This window comes from Flavobacterium omnivorum (genome assembly GCF_900099915.1).
Taxonomy (GTDB): Bacteria; Bacteroidota; Bacteroidia; order Flavobacteriales; family Flavobacteriaceae; genus Flavobacterium; species Flavobacterium omnivorum.
Genome location: NZ_FNDB01000004.1, coordinates 254,162 through 272,928 on the forward strand (window position 1 = coordinate 254,162; position 18,767 = coordinate 272,928).

General features: G+C 34.1%; 19 protein-coding genes. 12 read left to right on the forward strand and 7 right to left on the reverse strand.

Annotated elements, in window-relative coordinates:
- The first annotated feature begins 1 nt into the window (after position 1).
- The 12 genes from hisB to BLS90_RS06420 all read left to right on the forward strand — a co-directional run bounded on the left by hisB (position 2) and on the right by BLS90_RS06420 (position 11,815).
- On the forward strand, positions 2-1,138 hold the full coding sequence (gene hisB, locus BLS90_RS06370; protein WP_091256566.1) for a bifunctional histidinol-phosphatase/imidazoleglycerol-phosphate dehydratase HisB: 1,137 nt from the start codon (positions 2-4) through the stop codon (positions 1,136-1,138).
- A gap of 77 nt (positions 1,139-1,215) precedes the next feature.
- Positions 1,216-1,803, forward strand: coding sequence for an imidazole glycerol phosphate synthase subunit HisH (gene hisH, locus BLS90_RS06375; RefSeq protein WP_091256568.1), 588 nt, complete (start codon positions 1,216-1,218; stop codon positions 1,801-1,803).
- A gap of 99 nt (positions 1,804-1,902) precedes the next feature.
- The gene (gene hisA, locus BLS90_RS06380; protein ID WP_091256570.1) at positions 1,903-2,664 is read left to right on the forward strand and encodes a 1-(5-phosphoribosyl)-5-[(5-phosphoribosylamino)methylideneamino]imidazole-4-carboxamide isomerase; all 762 of its coding nucleotides are present in this window, start codon (positions 1,903-1,905) and stop codon (positions 2,662-2,664) included.
- Positions 2,665-2,726: 62 nt separating this feature from the next.
- Positions 2,727-3,482, forward strand: a complete 756-nt coding sequence (gene hisF, locus BLS90_RS06385) for an imidazole glycerol phosphate synthase subunit HisF (RefSeq protein ID WP_091256573.1) — start codon at positions 2,727-2,729, stop codon at positions 3,480-3,482.
- A 45-nt stretch (positions 3,483-3,527) separates the two neighbouring features.
- Positions 3,528-4,133, forward strand: coding sequence for a bifunctional phosphoribosyl-AMP cyclohydrolase/phosphoribosyl-ATP diphosphatase HisIE (gene hisIE, locus BLS90_RS06390; protein WP_091256575.1), 606 nt, complete (start codon positions 3,528-3,530; stop codon positions 4,131-4,133).
- Positions 4,134-4,257: 124 nt separating this feature from the next.
- Positions 4,258-5,397: an alpha/beta hydrolase gene (locus BLS90_RS06395; protein WP_245705055.1), complete on the forward strand. Its 1,140-nt coding sequence runs from the start codon at positions 4,258-4,260 to the stop codon at positions 5,395-5,397.
- Positions 5,398-5,470: 73 nt separating this feature from the next.
- Complete coding sequence (locus BLS90_RS16810) at positions 5,471-5,839, forward strand: alpha/beta hydrolase (RefSeq protein WP_175455439.1); 369 nt, start codon at positions 5,471-5,473, stop codon at positions 5,837-5,839.
- A gap of 36 nt (positions 5,840-5,875) precedes the next feature.
- On the forward strand, positions 5,876-6,247 hold the full coding sequence (locus tag BLS90_RS16815) for an alpha/beta fold hydrolase (protein ID WP_175455440.1): 372 nt from the start codon (positions 5,876-5,878) through the stop codon (positions 6,245-6,247).
- Positions 6,248-6,258: 11 nt separating this feature from the next.
- Entirely contained in the window at positions 6,259-7,692 is a 1,434-nt protein-coding gene (locus BLS90_RS06405) for a leucyl aminopeptidase family protein (protein ID WP_091256577.1), read from the forward strand.
- A gap of 3 nt (positions 7,693-7,695) precedes the next feature.
- Positions 7,696-8,910, forward strand: a complete 1,215-nt coding sequence (locus BLS90_RS06410; RefSeq protein ID WP_091256579.1) for an ATP-grasp domain-containing protein — start codon at positions 7,696-7,698, stop codon at positions 8,908-8,910.
- Between the two features lie 143 nt (positions 8,911-9,053).
- Positions 9,054-10,100 carry an alkaline phosphatase D family protein gene (locus BLS90_RS06415; RefSeq protein WP_091256581.1) on the forward strand — a complete coding sequence of 349 codons (1,047 nt, stop codon included), beginning with the start codon at positions 9,054-9,056 and terminating at the stop codon, positions 10,098-10,100.
- 59 nt (positions 10,101-10,159) lie between these two features.
- Complete coding sequence (locus BLS90_RS06420; protein ID WP_091256583.1) at positions 10,160-11,815, forward strand: M1 family metallopeptidase; 1,656 nt, start codon at positions 10,160-10,162, stop codon at positions 11,813-11,815.
- Positions 11,816-11,881: 66 nt separating this feature from the next.
- Here the strand turns inward: BLS90_RS06420 and BLS90_RS06425 are convergent, their stop codons facing one another.
- The 7 genes from BLS90_RS06425 to BLS90_RS06455 all read right to left on the reverse strand — a co-directional run bounded on the left by BLS90_RS06425 (position 11,882) and on the right by BLS90_RS06455 (position 18,738).
- Complete coding sequence (locus BLS90_RS06425; RefSeq protein WP_091256585.1) at positions 11,882-12,757, reverse strand: sugar phosphate isomerase/epimerase family protein; 876 nt, start codon at positions 12,755-12,757, stop codon at positions 11,882-11,884.
- Between the two features lie 19 nt (positions 12,758-12,776).
- Positions 12,777-13,670, reverse strand: a complete 894-nt coding sequence (locus BLS90_RS06430) for a hydroxypyruvate isomerase family protein (protein ID WP_091256586.1) — start codon at positions 13,668-13,670, stop codon at positions 12,777-12,779.
- Positions 13,671-13,679: 9 nt separating this feature from the next.
- Positions 13,680-14,918 (reverse strand): nucleoside permease, encoded by a 1,239-nt coding sequence (locus BLS90_RS06435; RefSeq protein WP_091256588.1) that lies wholly within the window; start codon positions 14,916-14,918, stop codon positions 13,680-13,682.
- 58 nt (positions 14,919-14,976) lie between these two features.
- Entirely contained in the window at positions 14,977-15,714 is a 738-nt protein-coding gene (locus BLS90_RS06440; RefSeq protein ID WP_091256590.1) for a 3-keto-disaccharide hydrolase, read from the reverse strand.
- A 32-nt stretch (positions 15,715-15,746) separates the two neighbouring features.
- On the reverse strand, positions 15,747-17,204 hold the full coding sequence (locus BLS90_RS06445; RefSeq protein ID WP_091256592.1) for a Gfo/Idh/MocA family protein: 1,458 nt from the start codon (positions 17,202-17,204) through the stop codon (positions 15,747-15,749).
- 87 nt (positions 17,205-17,291) lie between these two features.
- Positions 17,292-17,666, reverse strand: coding sequence for a c-type cytochrome (locus tag BLS90_RS06450; RefSeq protein WP_091256822.1), 375 nt, complete (start codon positions 17,664-17,666; stop codon positions 17,292-17,294).
- A 19-nt stretch (positions 17,667-17,685) separates the two neighbouring features.
- Positions 17,686-18,738 carry a sugar phosphate isomerase/epimerase family protein gene (locus BLS90_RS06455; protein ID WP_091256595.1) on the reverse strand — a complete coding sequence of 351 codons (1,053 nt, stop codon included), beginning with the start codon at positions 18,736-18,738 and terminating at the stop codon, positions 17,686-17,688.
- Between the last annotated feature and the right edge of the window lie 29 nt (positions 18,739-18,767).

The window sequence follows — 18,767 nt, forward strand, 5'->3', positions numbered from 1 at the left end:
AATGAAAAAAATACTTTTTATAGATCGTGACGGAACCATGGTTTTGGAACCAAATGATTATCAATTAGACAGTTTCGAAAAATTAGAATTTTATCCAAATGCTTTTCAGTATTTGGGAAAAATAGCTAAAGAATTGGATTTTGAACTTGTCATGGTTACTAATCAGGACGGTTTAGGAACGGATTCACATGCGGAAGCCAACTTTTGGCCGGTTCACAATCTAATTATGAAAGCCTTCGAGAATGAAGGAGTGGTTTTTAGTGATGTGCTAATTGACAAAACCTTTCCGCATGAAAATGCACCCACTCGCAAGCCAGCAACTGGTTTGTTAACGAAATATATTGGTAATGCGGGATACGATTTAGTGAATTCATTTGTCATTGGAGACAGAATAACCGATGTTGAATTAGCAAAAAACTTGGGTTCGAAAGCGATTTTTATTAATAGAGATGAAGACTTAGGTGGTAATGAAATATCTTCAAAAAGACATGAATTGGATTCGGTTATTGCTTTACAAACCACAGATTGGAAAGTAATTTACGAATTTTTAAAATTAGAGGTACGTTCGGCTACCATTTCAAGAAAAACAAATGAGACCGATATATTTATCAATTTAAATCTAGACGGAACAGGGAAAAGTAAAATCGAAACTGGTATTGCTTTTTTTGATCACATGTTGGACCAAATTGCCCGTCACGGTCAAATGGATTTAGAAATCCTTGTAAAAGGAGATTTAGAGGTTGATGAGCACCATACAATCGAAGATACGGCGATTGCGCTTGGTGAAGTTTTTGCTAAAGCATTAGGCAACAAATTGGGGATTGAACGCTACGGTTTTTGTTTGCCCATGGACGATTGTTTGGCACAAGTTGCTATTGATTTTGGAGGCAGAAACTGGTTGGTTTGGGAAACCGAGTTCAAACGGGAAATGGTAGGTAAAATGCCAACGGAAATGTTTTTCCACTTTTTCAAATCATTCTCAGATGGCGCAAAAGCGAACATCAATATCAAAGCGGAAGGTACAAACGAGCATCATAAGATTGAAGCCATTTTCAAGGCTTTTGCCAAAGCGATAAAAGTTGCGGTAAAACGCGACACAGAAAAGATGATTTTGCCATCAACAAAAGGAATGCTGTAAAATTGTTTAAAGTTTAACGTTTCAGGTTGACTCGAGCAACTTTAAATTTTAAACATTAAACTTGAAACAAAAGTTAAATGAAAATAGTTATCATAAATTACGGAGCAGGAAACATTCAAAGCATTATGTTTGCCATAGAACGATTGGGTTTTCAAGCTGTTTTAAGCAATGATTGGATGGAAATCAAAGCTGCTGATAAAGTGATTTTTCCCGGTGTTGGCGAAGCAAGTTCTGCCATGCGAATGCTAGTGGATAGCGGGCTAGATGTATTAATTCCAACTTTAAAACAACCTGTTTTGGGAATTTGTTTGGGCATGCAATTGATGTGCAACAAATCAGAAGAAGGAAATACCATAGGTTTAGGTATTTTTGATGTTGATGTGATTAAATTTACACCAAAAGTTAAAGTGCCACAGATGGGCTGGAACCAAATTTACAATTTGAAATCTCCTTTATTTCAAGGAATTGCTGAAAATGAATATATGTATTTAGTGCATAGTTTTTATGCGCCACGTTGTGATGAGGCCATTGCAACTACTAATTATGAATTGGAATACGCATCGGCTCTGCAGAAAGATAATTTCTATGGTACACAATTTCACCCCGAAAAAAGTGGTGATATTGGAGAGAAAATTTTGGCAAATTTCTTAAAATTAAAGGATTGAAAAATTCAAAGATTGAAAAATTAGAGAGTCAAAAATTTCTTTGACTAACAATGTCAATCTTTAAATAATTCAATTTTTAAATCTTTAAATTATAAATAAATGAGAATAATACCAGCAATAGATATCATCGACGGAAAATGTGTTCGCTTGTCGAAAGGCGATTACAATACGAAGATCATTTACAATGAAAATCCGCTTGAAGTGGCTAAATCTTTTGAAGCGCACGGAATTGAATACTTACATTTAGTTGATTTGGATGGTGCTAAGTCAAGCCAAATTGTGAACTATAAAATTTTAGAACAAATAGCTACGCAAACCAAGCTGAAAATAGATTTTGGCGGTGGATTAAAGTCGGATGCCGATTTGAAAATTGCTTTTGAAAGTGGTGCCAATCAAATTACTGGCGGAAGTATTGCCGTGAAGAATAGAGAACTATTCGAAAAATGGATTGCAGAATATGGTTCGGATAATATCATTTTGGGAGCAGATGCTAATAATGAAAAAGTAGCTGTTTCAGGTTGGTTGGAAGATTCAAACGAAGATTTGATTCCATTTATCCAAGACTATCAAAGCAAAGGAATTCAGTACGTCATTTGTACGGATATTGCCAAAGACGGCATGCTGGAAGGACCAAGTTTTGATTTATATAAAAAAATACTTGATGAATGCACTGTCTCTTCGAGCGCAGTCGAGAAGTTGGCGCGGGTTAATGGCATTAAATTAATTGCTTCGGGAGGAATATCTACTTTTGATGAATTGCCTAAATTAGCCGAATTAGGTTGCGAAGGAACAATAATAGGTAAAGCAATTTATGAAGGACGAATTTCATTGAAACAATTGGAACAATATATCATAATGTAGGTTGAGTAGAGACGCACTGCAGTGCGTCTCTACAGTGCGTCTCTACGTAAAACAATAAAACGATGTTAACAAAAAGAATTATCCCTTGTCTAGATATAAAAAACGGACGTACCGTCAAAGGTGTAAATTTTGTAGATTTGCGTGACGCTGGTGATCCCGTAGAATTAGCTAAAATCTATTCTGATGAAGGAGCAGACGAATTGGTGTTTTTAGACATTTCAGCAACCGAAGAACGACGCAAAACCTTAGTTGATTTGGTTCGTAAAGTCGCTTCAACTATTAATATTCCGTTTACTGTAGGAGGAGGAATTTCATCTGTAAAAGATGTTGAAGTTTTATTGCAGAATGGTGCGGATAAAGTTTCTATTAATTCATCGGCAGTCAAAAACCCGCAGTTGATTAATGATTTGGCACAGAAATTTGGAAGCCAATGTGTAGTTGTTGCAATTGATGCCAAACAAATTGATGGTCAATGGATGGTGCATTTAGTGGGAGGGAAAGTGCCTACAAATTTGAATTTATTTGATTGGGCAAAGGAAGTCGAAGATCGCGGTGCGGGTGAAATCTTATTCACATCAATGGATAATGACGGAACTAAAAACGGGTTTGCTAATGAAGCTTTGTCTAGACTTTCGGAATTAGTAAATATTCCTATTATTGCTTCTGGTGGTGCGGGAAACATACAACATTTTGTAGATACTTTTTTGGATGGAAAAGCAGATGCAGCATTGGCCGCGAGCGTATTTCATTTTAAAGAAATTGAAATCAAGACATTAAAAACAGCCCTTAAAAATAACAATATCGAAGTACGGATTTAATTTTTTGACTTTAAGACATTCGACTTTAAACTTTAGACTAAAAATATGAACATAGATTTCTCAAAAAATACCGATGGATTAATTCCAGCCATAATTCAAGATAGCGAAACTAAAACGGTTTTGATGCTAGGTTTTATGAATGCCGAAGCCTACCAAAAAACAGTTGACACTAAAAAAGTAACATTTTATAGTCGAACCAAGCAAAGACTTTGGACAAAAGGAGAGGAAAGTGGTAACTTTTTAAATTTGATTGACATCAAAAACGACTGCGATAATGATACGTTATTGATTCAGGTTAAACCAGAAGGGCCAACCTGTCATAAAGGTACAGATACGTGTTGGAATGGTGAAAATAAAGGGAAATATGGTTTTATTTCAGATTTAGAAGATACCATCCAACTCCGAAAAGAAAATGCGGATTCTGAAAAAAGTTATGTGGCTTCGTTATTCAAATTAGGGATGAACAAAATCGCACAGAAAGTAGGTGAGGAGGCAGTAGAAGTGGTTATCGAAGCCAAAGATGACAACGACGATTTATTTTTAGGAGAAAGTGCCGATTTACTTTTTCACTATCTTATTTTACTGCAAGCCAAAGGATTTAAACTAGATGATGTTGTTGAAGTTTTGAAAAGTCGGCAAAAGAAAAATTAGTATATTTAAATTTCATTTATAAAAACCCAATAGCAAAATTGATCTGCTATTGGGTTTTCTTTTTTCTTTTATTTCCAAATGCAATCCACTATATTTACTATTATTTAAAAATTTAAAGTAGCGCATGCAAGTAATGAATTCATATAATACCACATTTAATCCTGATTTAAATAATTCCACAATAAATACCGGACTGCATATAATCATGACTACTGATGAAGATGATGCGCGACCGGTTTATATTTCTGGAAATTTTAATAATTGGCGCACGCAGGACAAAGATTTTCTGATGGAGAAAATAGGAAATAGTTCGTATCATTATAAATTTTCACATGATTTTGATTACCCAGCTGAGCTTTTATATAAATTTACAAAAGGGGATTGGAGTGAAGTAGAGATTGACAGCCATGGAAATCGAACCGAAAATCGTTCTACATTAGCGCATACCGGCATTCAAAAAGAACACGTTGAAAGATGGAGAAAAAATTGGTTGCCTTTTAAACAATCTTTTTTGCCACAAGTGCAGTTAATATCTGATGAATTTGAAATTCCGCAACTCAACAAAACTAGAAAAATTTGGGCACTTTTACCACATGATTATGACAATTCAAGTGAAAGTTATCCGGTGATGTATTTGCAAGATGCCCAAAATTTATTCAATGAAACAGCTGAATTTGGCAATTGGGAAATTGATAAGAAATTGGCAGTTATGTCTGAGTATAAAATTGGAAAAATTATAATTATTGCAATAGAACACGCTGAAGAAGATCGCATAAAAGAATACAATGTTGGGAAAACAATTCTGGGAAAAGGACAAGGTAAGAAATACATTCGCTTTGTAACGGACACATTAAAACCCTATGTAGACAGTCATTTTAGAACCAAAAAGGAACGTGAATTCACAGGAATAGGAGGAAGTTCGATGGGTGGATTAGTAAGTATTTTTAGTGGTTTAAGAAATCCTGAAGTGTATGGCAAATTGATGATTTTTTCGCCTTCACTTTGGGTAATACAAGATTTAAAAATAAAACATAAAAAAACTAATGCTGAGGATACGAAAATCTATTTGTATGCTGGCGGCGACGAAAGCGCAACTATGATCGAGCATACAAAAAAGCTTAAGGAAGATTTGATTGACAGTGAATTTATTAAAGACAATTTGAAGATTAATTTGAGTATAAACAGACAAGGAAAGCACAGTGAAACCTATTGGAGTGATGAATTTCCAAAAGCAATTGAATGGTTGTTTTTTCAAACAAAATAATATTAAGACACTATTTATCAAGTCTGTTTATTTGCTAACGGATGCTAAAGAATCAAATAAAGTAATTATAAATATGGGTAAATACATACATCTATTATTTTGCATACTGTTAATTAGTTGTATTTCCAATAAGAGGGTTCCAAATTCTAAAATTGCAACTCAAAAATTTGAAATCAGAGTAGATTCCATAAATTTATACGATACTTTAAGAAAGCGATTAATTCCAGTTGCTTTTTATTTGCCAAAAACAAAGAAGAAAATTATTGACCAAAAAGTAGTAATTTTTAGCCATGGATATGCAGAAAACAGACTTGGAGCAAATAAAGCCTATTCTTATTTAACGGAAAATTTAGCATCTAAGGGATATTTTGTAGTAAGCATACAGCACGAATTACCAACAGATGAATTAATCCCTAAAACGGGTATTCCTCAACTTGTTTGACTACCATTCTGGGAACGAGGTAGTGAAAATATTTTGTTGGTTATTAAGGAAATAAAAGAAAAGAATTCGGAACTAGATTTTAAGCATTTAATATTGATAGGACACTCTAATGGTGGCGATATGACCGTTTTGTTTGCACAAAAATATCCAGATTTAGTTGATAAAATAATTTCATTGGACAATCGCAGAATGAAAATACCGAGAACAATACATCCGAAAATTTATTCGCTACGGTCTATGGATCAACCTGCTGATGAAGGAGTTTTACCAACCATTGAAGAACAACAAAAATTTGAAATGACTATAATTAAACTTAACAATACCATTCATAATGATATGAATGATAACGGCAGCAGAAAACAAAAAAGAGAAATAAATAACTACATATTGAGTTTTCTAAATAACTAAAAATCGAAATCATGAAAATAAATACCATTAAAAACTTAGATAATTTTTCAGGAACAATTATAATTCCGGTTTTTGAGACTTATGCAAAAAGTATAGTTCCTATCGCATTTAATTCCTTAGAAATTTCTTCTAAAGTTTTTTATGGAAAAAAAGATTCACACTATGTAGCTGAAGCAAATGACAATACATATCTCTTCATTGGATTAGGAAAAACTATAGATTATAAATCTTTGAAAACTACTTTTCGACGTATTTCATCGAAACAAAAAGATAATTTCAGTTCGAATGTAGGTTTAGTTATACCGGAGGAATTCGTTGAAAACCAGATTGAAGCTATGGTTTCAGGTTTGCTTTTGGGTACGTATGATTTAGGTCATTTTAAATTAGACAAAAAAATACATCCCTTTATAGAACCCGATTTTAATTTGAGTTTGATTTCAGAAAAAGATCATTTGGCTGCAGCCAAAAAAGGACTTAAAATTGCCAAAGCACAATTAGCAACATACAGCTTAGTCGATTTGCCACCAAATACTGTTAATCCAAAATATTTGGCAAAATGGGCTAAAGAAACAGGAGATCAATATGGATTTGAAGTTGAAGTTCTGGGCTACGATGCTTCAAAAATTGCTGGTCTTGGTGCTTTTTTAGCAGTTGGAAAAGGAAGTGAAAATGAGCCTCAGTTCATTATCATGAATTATACTCCTAAACAAGAAGTGCCACACCTAAAACATGTTGGACTTGTTGGAAAAGGAATCACTTTTGACACCGGAGGATTAAACATAAAAACAGCCGGGATGGTCCACATGAAATGTGATATGGCTGGCGGCGGCGCTGTTTTTGGTGCGATGCAACTCATTGCTGATTTGCAATTACCTGTAAAAGTAACCGCAATTGTACCTTGTGCCGAAAATGCTGTGGATGCAAAATCATTTTTGCCCAGTGATGTAATCCACAGTTACAGCGGACATTCTATAGAAATAATCGATACAGATGCGGAGGGCCGACTTGTTTTAGCTGATGGATTGTCCTATTTGATTAAAAATTTCGAACCAGAATATATTGTTGATATTGCTACATTAACGGGAAGCAGCGTGGCTACACTTGGTTTTGAATGCGGTGCTTTGTTTACCAATAACGAAGAAATGGCTAAGAAACTACAAGAAAACGGAGATGCAATTGGGGAGCGTTTGTGGCCATTACCGCTTTGGGATGTATACAAATCAGATATAGAAAGTGATATTGCCGATGTCAAGAATTTTAGTGGAAAAGCCGTTGCTGGAGCAATAAGTGCGGCTAAATTTTTAGAATATTTTACACAGGAACATAAAGCTTGGGCTCATTTGGATGTGGCTGGTGTATCATTTGGCGATGATGAATTTGCTAAAAGTAAGCATGCAACAGCATTTGGTGTCCATTTATTAACTAAATTCATTGAAAATTTATAACCTATGGAAAATTCTAAAACGTTTCTTTGTATTTCAAATTATTTCAAAGGGGCCGATTTTTTAATTAATTTAAAAAAGTTAGGCAACAAAGTCTATTTAGTGACGAGCGAAAAACTGAGGGATAAACCATGGCCGCATCAGTATATTGATGAAATTTTTTATATGGAAGGGCAGGATGTCGATTGGAATTTAGAACATCTTTTGTTAGGTGTTGGTAATTTTATGAAGTCAACTAAAATTGATGCCATCGTCGCTTTGGACGATTATGATGTTGAAAAAGCAACTTATCTTAGGGAAAATCTCCGCATTGATGGAATGGGACAAACCACGGGACGTTATTTTAGGGATAAATTAGCCATGCGAATGAGAGCCAAAAGTTGTGGAATTCCTATTCCGGCTTTTTGTTCCTTATATAATGATCATGACATTAACACTTTCGCAGATACAATTGAAGCTCCATGGGTTCTGAAACCACGTTCAGAAGCATCTGCATCGGGTATTATAAAAGTATTTGATAAAGAGAGCTTGTGGATTCATATCAATGAAATGGGAAACAACAGATTCAAATATTTAATCGAACAATTCAAACCAGGCGATGTATATCATTGTGATAGTTTGATTTCTGAAAGTAAAGTAATCTTTAGTTTGGCATCAAAATATTTGGCTACACCAATGGAAATTTCACAAGGAGGCGGTGTTTTCCGTTCTGCTAATATTAAATACAATTCAGAGGATGACAAAGCGATAAAAAAACTAAATGAGCAAGTGATGAAAGGCTTTGGCTTGAAACATGGAGCTACTCATACGGAGTTTATAAAAAGTAATGATGATGGTCAGATTTACTTTTTGGAAACATCCTCAAGAGTAGGAGGAGCACATTTGGCCGAAATGGTTGCGGAAGCTTCCAATATCAATTTATGGAATGAATGGGCAGCAATTGAAAATGGATTGGTCAAAGAATCTAAATACATTTTGCCAAAAGTAAAAAAAGGATATGCCGGTATTGTTTTGACATTGTCAAAATTCCAACATCCTAATTTAGCATCGTTTTCAGATCCGGAAGTTTGTTTTAAAGTTCCACTAGAATATCATGCGGGTCTTATTGTTAAATCAGATAAGCAAGAAAGAGTTTTAGAATTGTTAGAGGATTATGGCAATCGCTTAGCAAATGATTTTACTGCTGTAGTTGAACAAAGTAAAGTGACAAACCTTCATTAATTTTTGGTTTAAATCTATAAAAAGCGACTATCTCATGAAGAATAGTCGCTTTTTTATTAAACTTTACTTAAAGTTGAACTGAACTGATTTTTATATCTTCGTAGCAAAATTTAGAATTTAAATAGATTTTATAATAATACCACATGAAAAAATTACTTTTTATTTTTGGTTTTTTGTCCTTTATTGGTTGCAAAACTCAGAATACAACACCAACTATTGTAACTAAAAAACCGGTTCAAAATACTTTCTTCACCGTTGCTTTCGGTTCTTGCGATGATCAAAAAATTAAAAACGAACTTTGGCCAGTGATAGATGAAAATCATCCGTCCGTTTGGATTTGGGGCGGTGATAATGTCTATTCAGATACTGAGGATATGCAGTTTCTTAAAAAGAATTATGAAATTCAGAAACAAGATGCTGAGTATCTCAAATTTATAAAAGACAAAATCGTATTGGGAACCTGGGATGATCACGATTTTGGTGTAAATGACGGCGGGGAAGAATATCCTTTTAAAAGAGAAAGTCAACAGCTTTTCTTAGATTTTTTAGGCACTTTAAAAAGTGATCCTGAGCGAAAAAGAGATGGCGTTTATACTGCCAAAACTATTGCTGTAAATGGAAATAAAGTCAAAATAATTGTATTGGATTCCCGTTTTTTCAGAACGGCCTTAACAAGTGCTACTGATTCTAAAAAACGTTTCCAACCCAATGCATATGGTGAAGGAACTGTATTAGGAAATGCACAATGGAAGTGGTTGGAAAAAGAACTTCAAAATTCTGATGCACAATTTAATGTAATCGTCAGCAGTATTCAATTTATTTCCAATAAACATGGTTTTGAAGCTTGGGGGAATTTTCCTCATGAGGTAGAAAAGATGGAAAAGTTAATAATTTCCACCAAAGCGAAAGGTACTTTTATAATCTCCGGTGATCGCCATATTGCTACATTTTCTTCTAAAAAGGTAAGTGGTTTGTCCTATCCTTTAATTGATTTTACTTCAAGTGGATTAACGCATACCTATTCTTCTTTTTCAGGAGAAGAGAATCCTTATGTAAAAGGAGAAGTTATCAAAGACATTAATTTTGGTTTATTAAAATTTGACTTTAAAAATGATAAAGTGATCATGGAAATTCGTGGAAAAGAAAATGCGCTCTTGCAAGAATATGTTCAAATCTATTCTGGAAAATAAATTTCAGGAAGTTTATTTCTACAGTTTTAAAGTTTATTTTTGTCCAAAGTACATTCACTATGCAAAAACATTTCAGTCTTATTTTTATCTCTTTCCTTATTTTTAATGGCGTAAGTGCGCAAGGACTCTTGGAAAAGAAAGAGGAAATATTCACCAGACAAGATACTTTACGTGGCAGTATCACCAAAGAAAGAGCGTGGTGGGACGTAAAAAACTACCATCTTGATATAAAAGTAAATCCTGCAGATAGCACTATTTCAGGTTCTAATACTATTAAATATCAAGTTGTTCAGGAATATAAGACGATGCAAATTGATTTGCAAAATCCAATGCAAATTTATAAAGTCATTCAGGATGGAAAGGCTCTAAAATACAGCAGAGAAGGAAATGCTTTTTTTGTCGACTTAATTGCTCATCAAACCAAAGGTGCTGTAAAAGAATTGACGATTTTTTATGGAGGTAAACCAAAAGTTGCTGTAAATCCGCCTTGGGATGGAGGAATCACTTGGAAGAAAGACAATAACGGTAACCCTTTTATTGCATCTTCCTGTCAAGGATTGGGAGCCAGTGTTTGGTGGCCGAACAAAGATCACATGTATGATGAAGTGGAGAATATGTTGATTAGTGTAAATGTTCCAAAAAATTTGACAAATGTATCCAATGGTCGCTTGTTAAGTGTTAAGCAATTAAAGGACGGAACCAAAACCTACAATTGGTATGTTTCTAATCCAATCAATAATTATGGAGTAAATATAAATGTAGGGGACTATGTTTCGTTTTCAGAAAAGTATAAAGGAGAAAAAGGCGACTTAGATTGTACCTATTACGTTTTACGAGACAATTTGGCGAAAGCCAAAAAACAATTTCAGGATGTCCCAAAGATGTTGAAAGCCTTTGAACACTGGTTTGGACCTTATCCATTTTATGAAGACAGTTATAAATTAGTAGAAGCTCCGTATTTAGGAATGGAACATCAAAGTTCAGTGACCTATGGAAATAAATTTCAAAACGGATATTTAGGACGCGATTTAAGTGGAACGGGTTGGGGATTAAAATTTGATTTTATCATTATCCATGAATCTGGACATGAATGGTTTGCCAATAATATTACGTATAAAGACATTGCTGATATGTGGATTCACGAGAGTTTTACCAACTATTCTGAAAGTCTTTTTGTAGAATACTACTATGGAAAAGAAGCTGGATTCGAGTATGTTAGAGGAACCAGAAAAGGAATAAAAAATGATAAACCTATCATTGGGAAATACGATGTTAACAATGAAGGTTCAGGGGACATGTATCCTAAGGGCGCGAATATGTTGCATACTATACGCCAATTAGTAAATAGCGATGAAAAATGGAGAGGAATATTGAGAGGCTTGAACAATACGTTTTATCACCAAACGGTAACTACTAAACAAATTGAGGATTATTTAAGTCAGCAAGTTGGAATTGATTTGTCTACCGTTTTTAATCAGTATTTAAGAGATACGAGAATTCCAACATTAGAATATTTTTTCAAGGATAATCAGTTGGGCTATCGATGGACGAATTGTGTTGCTGGATTTAATATGCCTGTTAATGTAACTTTGAATGGAAAAGAAGAATTACTTCAACCAGAAATGGAATGGAAGCGTGTTCCCGCAAATACTCAAAATTCCGTACTGGAAATAGATAAAAACTTTTATGTAGCCAGTTTTAATATTACGGAGTAAGCTATAAAATAATGTAAAAAAGGGACACGTCGAGTATCCCTTTTTTATTTTATTTTTATAAAATATTTAGATTAAGTTTTTCTTAATATAATTAAAACTTGTTGCAGCAGATTCTATTGGATTTGGTTTATAGTTGGATTCGTGTTCCAAAAAGAAACGTTTCATTCCAGACAGTTTAGCCTCTGCAAAAATTGATTTAAAATTGATAGTTCCCGTTCCTATTTCAGCATTCCAATCCGGATTTACTTTATCCATATCCTTTACATGCCACATTTTGAAGCGTCCCGGATATTTTTTGAATAATTGTAATGGATCATTTCCAGAACGAACTACCCAATACAAATCCAATTCAAAATCAACTAAATTTTTATCCGTTTCATTTAATAAAATCTCATATCCATTTGTTGAACCAAATTTGGTAAATTCAAAATCATGATTGTGATACGCTAATTTTAAACCTCCAGCTTTACAAAGTTCACCCACTTTATTGATTTGTAAAGCTAATTTTTTATAGGCATCACCTGTAGTTCCTCTCAATTCGGAAACTATATAAGGTACTGTTACGTATTCGCTGCCTAATAAATTAGCTGTTTCTATGTAATTTTGAACTAAATTAGTAGAACCATCTTTGATCATCGAATTAAAATCAAAATGATTACTTGTAGCTTTTAAATCGTTATCATCCAATATCATTTTAAAATCACGTACTGAAGTTCCAAAAAAACCTTTATCAGCTGAGTAACCAAAAGTTTCTACTTCACAAAATCCAGCTTTAGCAACTTGGGACAAAACTCCTTTGACATCTTTTGGTAATGTATCTCGTAATGTCCATAACTGAATTCCAATAGCTTTCTTTTTTGAATCAAATGCAAATGAAGGAGCAATGGCTAATGCGCCTAAAGCTAAACCAGTATTTATTAAAAATTCTCTTCTTTTTATCATGGGTTATTTTTTAGATTAGTTAAATATCACATATTGCAATGGCCTGTTTCAATGAAGCTAGTTTGTCTGGGTTTTTAGGAATAAATTCTTGACCTACAAAACCTTTAAAACTAGTTTTTGCAATTGCTTTCATAATTGCAGCATAATTTAATTCTTGTGTGTCATCAATTTCATTACGTCCAGGAACGCCGGCCGTGTGATAATGAGCAATATATTGATGATTGTCTCTAATATTTCTAATCACATCACCTTCATCAATTTGCATGTGATAAATATCATAAAGCAATTTAAAGTTTTCGGAATTTAAACGTTTTGCTAATTCTACTCCCCATGATGTTCGGTCACATTGATAATCTTTATGATCAATTTTGCTGTTCAACAATTCCATTACTAAAACCACATCATGCTTTTCAGCCAGTGGAAGCAGTTTCTGTAAACCGACAACGCAGTTATTCCAACCTTCCTCATCTGTTATTCCTCTTCTGCTTCCGCTAAAGCAAATTAGATTTTTGTAACCTGCTTTTGCCACGAGCGGAATCATTTCAGTATAGTTTTTTAATAGTGTTTCGTGGAATTTCAAATCATTAAAACCATCCACTAAATTAATCTCGGCACCATTACACATGGTCGATACTAAATCATATTTTTTCAATGCGGGCCAATCTTTTGGACCTACTAAATCAATACCTGTAATTCCAATTTTCTTAGCTTCAATACAAAGTGTATCCAAATCAAGACTATCAAAACACCAGCGAGAAACGGAATGATTAATATTTCCTTTCAGTAAACCTACAGGAATTCCTGAATCATTTTTTGGCAAAGCCAAAGCAGAAAATCCAGATGGAATTCCCAAAACAGCTGTTCCGGCTAATATTCCTTTTATGGCAGATCTCCTATTTACGTTAGTACTCATTTTTTATTTTTATACAGCAGAAGAAATTTCTTTTGCTTTGTTTTTATCATTGAATAAAATAGCAAAAAGGACAAACACAACGATAGCTATTCCAGCAGGAATAATCCATACCATTTGCCAGTTTACAGCACCGTTAGCCATTTTGTAATTGTCCGTTATCCAGCCTGCAACTGCAAAACCAATTAACATTCCAATACCGTAAGTAGCTAAAGTGATTAAACCCTGAGCAGCACTTTTATATTTTTCTCCCGCCTTTGAATTAGTATAAATTTGCCCTGAAACAAAAAAGAAATCATAACAAATACCGTGCAGCGCAATACCTATAATCAGCATGTAGCTTAAATCATCACCATTTCCATAAGCAAATAAAACGTAACGAATTGCCCATGCTAACATTCCGATTAAAATTGTTTTTTTGAAACCAAAACGGGTAAAAAATACAGGAATCAATAATAAGAATAAGGCTTCGGAAATTTGACCAATGGCCATTTTTCCTGTGGGATTTTCAACTCCTGCTTCCGTTAAAAAGAGATTAGCATTTTGATAATAAAAAGCTAGAGGAATACAAATTAAAATAGATGAGACAAAAAAGATGGCGAAGTTCTTGTCTTTCAATAGTTTTAAAGCATCAAGGCCTATAATATCTCCGATTTTTATTTTTTCATCACTCACCTTTGGTGGTGTTTTTGGTAATGAAAAACTAAACACACCTAATATAAATGCAGCAATACCTGCTAGTAAAAAAGTATTTTTAAGTAAACCTGAACTTATTCCTTCAGCAGAATCCCAATGAAAGAAATAACTGATTGATAAACCTGCAATAATCCAACCAATAGTTCCCCAAACTCTAATGTTTGCGAACTCTTTCTCCGGATCTTTCATTTGATTAAAAGAAACTGAATTTACTAATGCTAATGTTGGCATATATAAAATCATGTAACTAAAAACGTATGTGTAGAACATTCCAACTTCTTCGGATTGATACATTTGGTACATCAAAAATGCACCAATAAGATGCAGTATTCCTAAAATTTTCTCCGCATTAAAATATCGGTCGGCTATTAATCCTATAATGAAAGGAGCTATAATGGCACCCCATGATTGTGTCGAAAATACAGCGGCAGTTTCTGAACCGGAAGCGTTTAAATTATTTCCCAGAAACGTTCCAAGAGTTACAAACCATGCGCCCCAGATAAAAAATTCCAGGAACATCATTATGGATAATTTAATTCGGATAGTACTATTCATTGGTGGATTGGTTTTTTATTTTTTGGTTTTGGTTATTTTTTTAATTTTCTAATATTACTTACATTCCGGCTTCACATCCAGTTGTAATTTTCATAGTATTCCATTCTTTAATCATGATGTTTCTGAACCATACATTATCTCCATGATCTTGTAGCGCAATTTTACCTTTTTTGAATGCTGCAAAACCTGACCAAGTAGCGAATTTACTTCCTGCTACTACTGTCTTGAAATTAGCATCCCAAAGTGTCGTCTCTACAATTTTTACTCCATTTAGCAAGAAGGTTAATTTTCCGAATTTACATACAATATCAACAGAGTTCCATTCTCCAACTGGTTTTACTGGTTCTGATGTACTTTTGATTAAATCATACAAATCACCAGCTCTATGTTTTTCAATTTTAGCATCTGGATGACCATTATTATCTAATACTTGCATTTCAAGACCAGTTTCATAAGTGTTTTTGAATTTTGTCAAATCCTCATTCACATAAAAAATAATACCACTATTGGCATTTGCTGCCACTTTCCATTCTAATTTCAAATGAAAATTCTCGTATTCTAGGTCAGTTACAAGATCGCCCCCTTGTCCATTTTGTGCAGCAGTTGGATCAAAATGTAAGACGCCATCTTCTACTTTCCAACCAGAACCAACTGTTTTTTTTCCGTAACTGTGCCATCCGGCTGTTGATTGTCCATCAAATATTGATTTAAATCCTTTTGGTACGGGTGCTTGTTGTGCATTTGCAGTTTGAATCAATATCATAACTAGTAATGTTGTACAAATATTTTTAATCATTTTTTTATTTTTGAATTAATAATTAATCTTGCTTATAAAGTTAAAGCTTTCCAACCTGGACGATAATCACGTTTCACAAATTGATTTACTTCATCAAAATTTGTAATTCTCATGGCGTCATTATCCCATAATAATTTTGCAGAACGTCCAGGGTAAACATCTTCTCCAAGTTCATCTATTTTTAGATCATATCCTCTAATTGCTAAATTTGCTATTAACAAAGCTTCGGTTAAGGGACCCGCAATTTCAAAAGGAGAACTCAACTCTTTTTTTCCGTAACCAGCTATTGAAGCTTCAACCCATTGTTTATAGTGGCCTTCAGAGCCATCACTAACCCTCGCGTACTTTTGAGCTATATTTAAATTTTCATTTTTGCTAAGAGGGAGCAGACGAGGATTTAAACCATACGTGTCACACATCATTTTTCCTTTAGTTCCAGTGAACAAGGTTCCATTTCCACCATCTCCAAAAATTTCATTCGGACCTAATTCAGAAGGTCTTTCAGGCTGAATTCCTCCATCCATCCAGTGTACTGCTATGTCACCGTTTGTTTTTTCTGTTTTTGGAAAAGTTAAAGTTACGTGACTTGAAGGTGGACAACTCTCAGGGAAATACCCTCTTTGAAATTCATCTACATAAACAGAACCTACGCTACATTGAACGTCTTTAGCATATTGTAAGTTCAAGACACTAAATGGAGCTTCTAATAAATGGCAACCCATATCTCCTAATGCGCCAGTGCCATAATCCCACCAACCGCGCCAATTGAAAGGAACTAATTTATTTACATAGTCTTTATAAGGAGCTGTTCCTAACCATAAGTCCCAATCTAATTCTTTTGGAATATCTGCTTTATTAGCAGACCAAGGAATTCCTTGAGGCCAAACCGGACGATCTGTCCAAGCATGAATCGTGTGAACATCTCCAATTAAACCCGCTTCATACCATTCTTTCATAATTCTGGTACCATCATTTGAGGCACCTTGATTTCCCATTTGGGTTACCACTTTATATTTTTTTGCCGCTTCTGTCAAAATACGAGCTTCATAAATATCATGTGCCATAGGCTTTTGAACATAAACATGTTTACCTAATTGCATCGCAGCAAGTGCTTGAATGGCATGATTATGATCTGGAGTTGAAACAGAAACTGCATCGAAATTTTTATGTTCTTTGTCTAACATTTCACGCCAGTCTGTGTAAAATTTAGCTTTTGGGAATGCATTTACACTTGCAGCAGCTCTTCTGCTATCAACATCACATAAAAAAGAAATATCAGCTTTTCCACTTTTAGCAAACATCGCAATATCAGATTTTCCTTTTCCACCAACGCCAATACTTGCTATTGATAAACGATCACTTGGAGCAACAAATCCTCTACCTAAAACATGGCGCGGAACAATCATAAAAGCTGCAGCTGCTATTGCAGTGGTCTTTATAAAATCACGTCGGTTATTTATGATTTTATTTTCGTCTTTTTTTTCTTTCATTTATTTTAATTCGGTTAGTTAATAGTAATAAAAGAGCTGTTCTTCAATAGCTTAAAAAGTGTTATTGGTATGAATACAGTATCGAAATTATTTTTTTAGTGATAAAATATAGGTTGCCATTGATTTTGCATCATTCTTTTTTAATGACGCATGAGCTGACATGGGTATAGCACCCCAAACTCCAGAACCCCCTTTTATAATTTTACCAGTTAGATAGGCAACATTTTTATCAGTTAGAGAGTATTTTTTAGCGATTTCTAAATAGGAGGGACCTATCAGTTTTTTGTCTAATTTATGACATCCAATACAATCCGATTTAGCAATAAGTTTTTCACCTTCTGATGCTTGAAAAACAGTATTTGTTCCTTTTCTTGCAGTAGTATATTTTGTGTCTGAATTATCATTAGAAAATGAGGTTAAGCCAATTAAAGCGACCCCAAAAAGCAAATATTTTAATTTCATTTTCATTTCAATTTAAGTTTTATAATCCTAAGTTTTTTTTATTAAAGGCCTTATTTGTTTCCACCGCAGCAAAATCATCAAATGCTTTGTCGGTAACTTTTATAATATGATTTTTTATAAATTCGGCACCTTCACGCGCACCATCTTCTTGGTTTTTAATGCAACATTCCCATTCCATAACGGCCCAACCTTTGAAATCATATTGTGCCAGTTTGCTGAAAATGGTTTTAAAATCAATCTGACCATCTCCCGGGGAACGATAGCGTCCAGCACGGTTTACCCAACTTTGATATCCTCCAAAAGTTCCTTGCTTTCCGGTAGGATTAAACTCGGCATCCTTTACGTGAAAAGCTTTGATTCTTTCATGGTAAAAATCGATATATTGAATGTAATCTAATTGCTGCAATACAAAATGTGAGGGATCATATAATAAACAAGCTCTAGAATGGTTATTTACAGCCTTCAAAAACATTTCATACGTTTCACCATCAAATAAATCTTCTCCTGGATGAATTTCATAGCAAAGATCAACCCCATTTTGATCAAACTCATTTAAAATGGGTAACCAGCGTTTAGCCAATTCAGCAAATCCATCTTCCACTAAACCTGGAGGTCTTTGTGGCCAGGGATGGAAATATTGCCAAAGCAATGAACCACTGAAAGTCGCGTGTGCATTTAATCCTAAATTTTGGGATGCTTTTGCAGCATATTTCAATTGTTGAACGGCCCATTCTTGTCTTGCTTTTGGTTTCCCATGAACATTTTTCGGTGCAAAAGCATCAAAAAAGTCATCATAGGCAGGATGAACAGCCACTAATTGACCTTGTAAATGAGTTGATAATTCAGTGATTTCTAATCCGTAAGAAGCAATTGTTCCTTTGAGTTCATCAGCGTAGGTTTTACTTTCTGCAGCTTTTTGCAAATCAATAAATCGGCTATCAGTTGTAGGCATTTGTATCCCTTTAAAACCTATATCAACTGCCCACTTACAAATTCCGTCTAAGGAATTAAAAGGAGCTTCATCACTGATAAATTGCGCTAAAAATACTGCAGGACCTTGTATTGTTGTCATATTATATTTTGTGTAAAACTTTTATGAAT

Coding starts and splice junctions, on each gene's coding strand:
- BLS90_RS06415 (WP_091256581.1), top strand. CDS start 9,054: ATGAAAAAATTACTTTTTATTTTTGGTTTTTTGTCCTTTATTGGTTGC.
- hisH (WP_091256568.1), top strand. CDS start 1,216: ATGAAAATAGTTATCATAAATTACGGAGCAGGAAACATTCAAAGCATT.
- hisIE (WP_091256575.1), top strand. CDS start 3,528: ATGAACATAGATTTCTCAAAAAATACCGATGGATTAATTCCAGCCATA.
- BLS90_RS06420 (WP_091256583.1), top strand. CDS start 10,160: ATGCAAAAACATTTCAGTCTTATTTTTATCTCTTTCCTTATTTTTAAT.
- BLS90_RS06435 (WP_091256588.1), bottom strand. CDS start 14,918: ATGAATAGTACTATCCGAATTAAATTATCCATAATGATGTTCCTGGAA.
- hisF (WP_091256573.1), top strand. CDS start 2,727: ATGTTAACAAAAAGAATTATCCCTTGTCTAGATATAAAAAACGGACGT.
- BLS90_RS06445 (WP_091256592.1), bottom strand. CDS start 17,204: ATGAAAGAAAAAAAAGACGAAAATAAAATCATAAATAACCGACGTGAT.
- BLS90_RS16810 (WP_175455439.1), top strand. CDS start 5,471: ATGGGTAAATACATACATCTATTATTTTGCATACTGTTAATTAGTTGT.
- BLS90_RS06440 (WP_091256590.1), bottom strand. CDS start 15,714: ATGATTAAAAATATTTGTACAACATTACTAGTTATGATATTGATTCAA.
- BLS90_RS06405 (WP_091256577.1), top strand. CDS start 6,259: ATGAAAATAAATACCATTAAAAACTTAGATAATTTTTCAGGAACAATT.
- BLS90_RS06450 (WP_091256822.1), bottom strand. CDS start 17,666: ATGAAATTAAAATATTTGCTTTTTGGGGTCGCTTTAATTGGCTTAACC.
- BLS90_RS06430 (WP_091256586.1), bottom strand. CDS start 13,670: ATGAGTACTAACGTAAATAGGAGATCTGCCATAAAAGGAATATTAGCC.
- BLS90_RS06425 (WP_091256585.1), bottom strand. CDS start 12,757: ATGATAAAAAGAAGAGAATTTTTAATAAATACTGGTTTAGCTTTAGGC.
- hisB (WP_091256566.1), top strand. CDS start 2: ATGAAAAAAATACTTTTTATAGATCGTGACGGAACCATGGTTTTGGAA.
- BLS90_RS06455 (WP_091256595.1), bottom strand. CDS start 18,738: ATGACAACAATACAAGGTCCTGCAGTATTTTTAGCGCAATTTATCAGT.
- BLS90_RS06410 (WP_091256579.1), top strand. CDS start 7,696: ATGGAAAATTCTAAAACGTTTCTTTGTATTTCAAATTATTTCAAAGGG.
- hisA (WP_091256570.1), top strand. CDS start 1,903: ATGAGAATAATACCAGCAATAGATATCATCGACGGAAAATGTGTTCGC.
- BLS90_RS06395 (WP_245705055.1), top strand. CDS start 4,258: ATGCAAGTAATGAATTCATATAATACCACATTTAATCCTGATTTAAAT.